Here is a 3,425-nt window from a genome sequence, read left to right as displayed (position 1 = left end):
TCCCTCATCCACTCGCCGAAGGAAGGAGCAGGATCTGCTTCGAACCATTTTGTTGGGGAAGAAGAAGGTTGAAGCTTGTGCAGTGTGTAATCGCCTGCTACCAGTGGATATATTGGTCATCGGGCACATTCGGAAACGGCATTCTTGCACTCCCGAAATTAAAAAAGATCTCGCCAACGTGATGCCAATATGTTTACTTGGCTGCGACCGGTTATTCGAAAATGGCTACATCTACATAGATGATAAGGGAATCATTCAAGCAGCGAAACATGYCAAACCTATGGCTGAACTTAAAGCTGTAATCGATAGCCTTGTGGGTAACCTTTGTACTGCTTGGGGAGTTGCATCTGAACCATACTTTTCCTGGCATAGAGTTCATCCGCGAAAGTTTAACTAGTGCGGTGTACAATTGCAATGCACTGGGGATTCTATCTGGAGCGAATAAAATGAAAGCTAATGAAGGGCTTGGGGCTGCGGTAATTGCAGGGTTGATAGGTGTTATAGGATCCTGTTTAGGGGCGTTAGTGGCTGGCAATTATGCGGCAGACGCTGCTAAGGCACAAATTGATGTTCAATTGTCGTTGTTGAAGTCAGAGACCGCTTTGAAGTTGCTAGAGTATAGGGCTGAGCCAATGGCAAGCTTATATGCGGCAATTAGTAGATTTGATAATGCTAATCTACAAGGGGAGGAATTGTTTTCCGCAGCTAGAGCTCTTGCTGCAGCTGCTGCATCATGTGCAGCGCGATTAGATGGAAAAGCGAGTGTGCTATGCTCTCGTATTCAAAGTACTGCAAATAATTTTGTTCATATTTCTCCTAGTGATATTGAACAAAAGATGCGGGCAAATGATTTGATTAATGCCAATTTTTTCAGGCTTAAGAAAGTCTATGCTAGTATGCAAGACGCAGCGATAAAGGCCGCAATTGGAGAAGGAGATTTAAAGGCTTCTACTATTAGAGTAGCTAAGGATCCTGTGGACTAGATTAATCCAAAAGATAGCGCTTTTATCAAGCATATCCCTATCCATTTAACAACAGGCACAGCCTTGCTATTTCCTAAGGATTTGTAGCGCGGGCCATCCGGGCATTCGCTGTCTGGTTTGCCGCGCCAAGGGATCATCGTGTAATCATCAGGGAATCCTTGGCACCGCTCCCATTCGACTGGTGTAGTACGTCGCACTCCTGACGGCTCCAGTACATATGCCTCTCGGTCATCGAGAGAGCCTCCCCCTTGTGCCGTGAGAGTAGGATGAAGTTCCTGCTTCGTTTCCCATCCCGGCGGGCAATCCCTGCGAGTGCCCTCTCGCTCAAAAAGTACCTCGATGGGATCGAATCCGTCTCGAGCACTCGCGACAACGAACACACGACGGCGTCGTTGGGCCAGGCCGAAATATTGGGCGTCCAGGACCCGCCACGCGATTGTTCTTTTGGGTCCATACACACAACCAGYGTCCGGCCACCTTTTCCCTGAAGGCTGCAGTTCGCAGTCTTCCCCAGCAAGCGCGCCAAGAAAGCATCCGAAGGCGTTCCCTTTGTCGCTGAGGACACCGGGGACGTTTTCCCAGACGATGACGCAGGGGGGCTTTCGTTGGCTGGCGCGAACATAGTCAACTGCATCTGCGAGGTCCAGGTATTTGATGGTGAGGGCGCCGCGCGGGTCGGCCAGACCTTCGCGCATACCGGCGACGCTGAAGGCTTGGCATGGGGTTCCGCCGACGAGGATGTCGGGCGCCGGAATCTTGCCGACCAATACCTGGGCACCGAGCTTGGTCATGTCGCCGAGGTTCGGCGTGGTGGGGTAGTGGTGGGCCAGCACCGCGCTGGGGAAGGCTTCGATCTCGGCGAACCAGGCAGCGCGCATTCCGAGCGGATGCCAGGCCATGGTCGCGGCCTCGATGCCGCTGCAAACGCTTCCGTAAGTGATGGGCACAGTGACACCTCGCCGGTATATTCGGATGACTAATTTCTGAGGGTTTCGAATGGATCAGGGACTGATTAATGACATCATCTCGACGTCTTTTGGCGGCGCGGCCGCCGGACTGGCACTTTATGGAATGCAGGTTCTCTTCGCCTTGATAGGAGTCAAGCGAGACGCCTGTCGGGTGCACAAATGGATGGTCAAGGAGAGAGCTTCAGGTGGCGATAAATATCGCTCAACACGGGCAATTGCCAGTCACAACAACCTGACTGAAGACCGAGCTCGTTTTATATGCAGCTACGATGTGAGGATAAAGCTTTCGGTTGGAGATGATCCCGACAAGTGGAGCCTTGAAGATCGAGAACGGAAAAGCGGTTTTTGATTCTGACGCCAGTGTTCATCGAAGTATTTGATGGGGTGTCAGGCAGCCGCTGTCAATTCAGGCGAGTAGTCCATCCACGACAGCTTGGTCGCCGACTTCCGCTTTGCATCGCTCTGCGGCAGCTTGACCTTCGCCCTGATGATCACGTCGCGGCACCGCCCCAGCTTACGGATGCGCTCCGCATACTCGGCGGCGTACTGGGGCGCATCAAACATGCTGCTGAGTTGGGCGACCCGTTTGCCGTCCATGATCTTGATCACGCGATCCTCGACAGCCTGGAGCCACTGGCTCATGGATAGCTCGATTCGCTGACCTTTCTCAATCTTGAAGTCGCGAACTTTACGCTTCGCCTCTTCGCGGGCGAAGTGCTCATTCATTCCGAAAACGGCAAATGTGCTCATGGTTTTACTCCAGGCAGTCGAGCGCTTTTTGAAGTAGCGCATTCAGTGAAAGCTCCCGGTCTTCCGGGTCCATTGCTCGCTTAATCCAGGTGCAGGCCTCGCYCGCGTTATCCCGAAGATTCTCCAGCTCGTCTTCGTCATCACTCGCTTGGCTTTCCAGGCGGCGGATGTCTTCGCGCAGCTCCTCGCGCTCAGCGCTAGGGTCGATGCTTTGCGCTGCCAAGCGGCGAGTCAGTTCGACGGCGGCCGCCGGATCAAGCGCGGCATAGTGCAGGCACTCTTCGTCACTCAAAGCATTTGCGGGAATGCTCATTGGCAATCTCCAGACAGACGCCTGCCTCGCCGGCTGGCGTGATTCGTTGAAGTTGGGGTAGGGGCGTAATTGGTGCGAAAATGACGCACCAATCTCGAAATCGGCCTGCTTAGTCGATTGCCGTATTAGCGGTTTGTCCATAAAATCTATAAAAAATTGGAATGGATGCAGGATTTGAAGAAGCTACGCGGTTTGCCTCAATGGTTGCTTGCTGTTGTAGTTACGGCATTGGTTACTGCAGTCCTCCTAATTGTTGCCTTCATCTCAATGTTTGGGATTGATCCATCAGACTCGCAAGAGTCTTGGGGGCAATTTGGGGATTTTGTTGGAGGGATTCTTAATCCGCTATTTTCGATAATAGGTTTGCTTGCTCTGCTGCATACAATTGTTTTGCAGAGCAAGGAGTTGTCA

General features: G+C 52.3%; 5 protein-coding genes and 2 pseudogenes. 4 read left to right on the top strand and 3 right to left on the bottom strand.

The window, feature by feature from the left end; genetic code table 11:
* Nucleotides 1-397, top strand: a pseudogene (locus ACXRVY_RS20860) (hypothetical protein); the annotation flags it as partial.
* A 49-nt stretch (nt 398-446) separates the two neighbouring features.
* Entirely contained in the window at nt 447-983 is a 537-nt protein-coding gene (locus tag ACXRVY_RS20855) for a hypothetical protein (protein WP_457265797.1), read from the top strand.
* Here the strand turns inward: ACXRVY_RS20855 and ACXRVY_RS20850 are convergent.
* Nucleotides 980-1,930, bottom strand: coding sequence for a DNA cytosine methyltransferase (locus ACXRVY_RS20850; protein WP_458238136.1), 951 nt, complete (start codon nt 1,928-1,930; stop codon nt 980-982). The two genes, ACXRVY_RS20855 and ACXRVY_RS20850, sit on opposite strands and share 4 nt — an antisense overlap.
* A 49-nt stretch (nt 1,931-1,979) precedes the next feature.
* Here ACXRVY_RS20850 and ACXRVY_RS20845 point away from each other — a divergent pair, with 49 nt between their 5' ends.
* On the top strand, nt 1,980-2,300 hold the full coding sequence (locus tag ACXRVY_RS20845; protein WP_457265795.1) for a hypothetical protein: 321 nt from the start codon (nt 1,980-1,982) through the stop codon (nt 2,298-2,300).
* Nucleotides 2,301-2,338: 38 nt separating this feature from the next.
* On the opposite strand, the gene ACXRVY_RS20840 is transcribed toward ACXRVY_RS20845, so the two are convergent.
* Entirely contained in the window at nt 2,339-2,701 is a 363-nt protein-coding gene (locus ACXRVY_RS20840) for a hypothetical protein (RefSeq protein WP_457265794.1), read from the bottom strand.
* A 4-nt stretch (nt 2,702-2,705) separates the two neighbouring features.
* Nucleotides 2,706-3,014 (bottom strand): hypothetical protein, encoded by a 309-nt coding sequence (locus tag ACXRVY_RS20835; RefSeq protein ID WP_458238135.1) that lies wholly within the window; start codon nt 3,012-3,014, stop codon nt 2,706-2,708.
* A gap of 174 nt (nt 3,015-3,188) precedes the next feature.
* Between ACXRVY_RS20835 and ACXRVY_RS20830 the strand changes: the two are divergent.
* Nucleotides 3,189-3,425, top strand: a pseudogene (locus tag ACXRVY_RS20830) (hypothetical protein); the annotation flags it as partial.

This window comes from Pseudomonas sp. P5_A2_2, assembly GCF_054177685.1.
This window is presented reverse-complemented; position numbering and strand designations above follow the sequence as displayed.

Excerpts from the sequence above, each read along its gene's own strand:
- ACXRVY_RS20845 (WP_457265795.1), top strand. The coding sequence starts at position 1,980 with ATGGATCAGGGACTGATTAATGACATCATCTCGACGTCTTTTGGCGGC.
- ACXRVY_RS20855 (WP_457265797.1), top strand. The coding sequence starts at position 447 with ATGAAAGCTAATGAAGGGCTTGGGGCTGCGGTAATTGCAGGGTTGATA.
- ACXRVY_RS20840 (WP_457265794.1), bottom strand. The coding sequence starts at position 2,701 with ATGAGCACATTTGCCGTTTTCGGAATGAATGAGCACTTCGCCCGCGAA.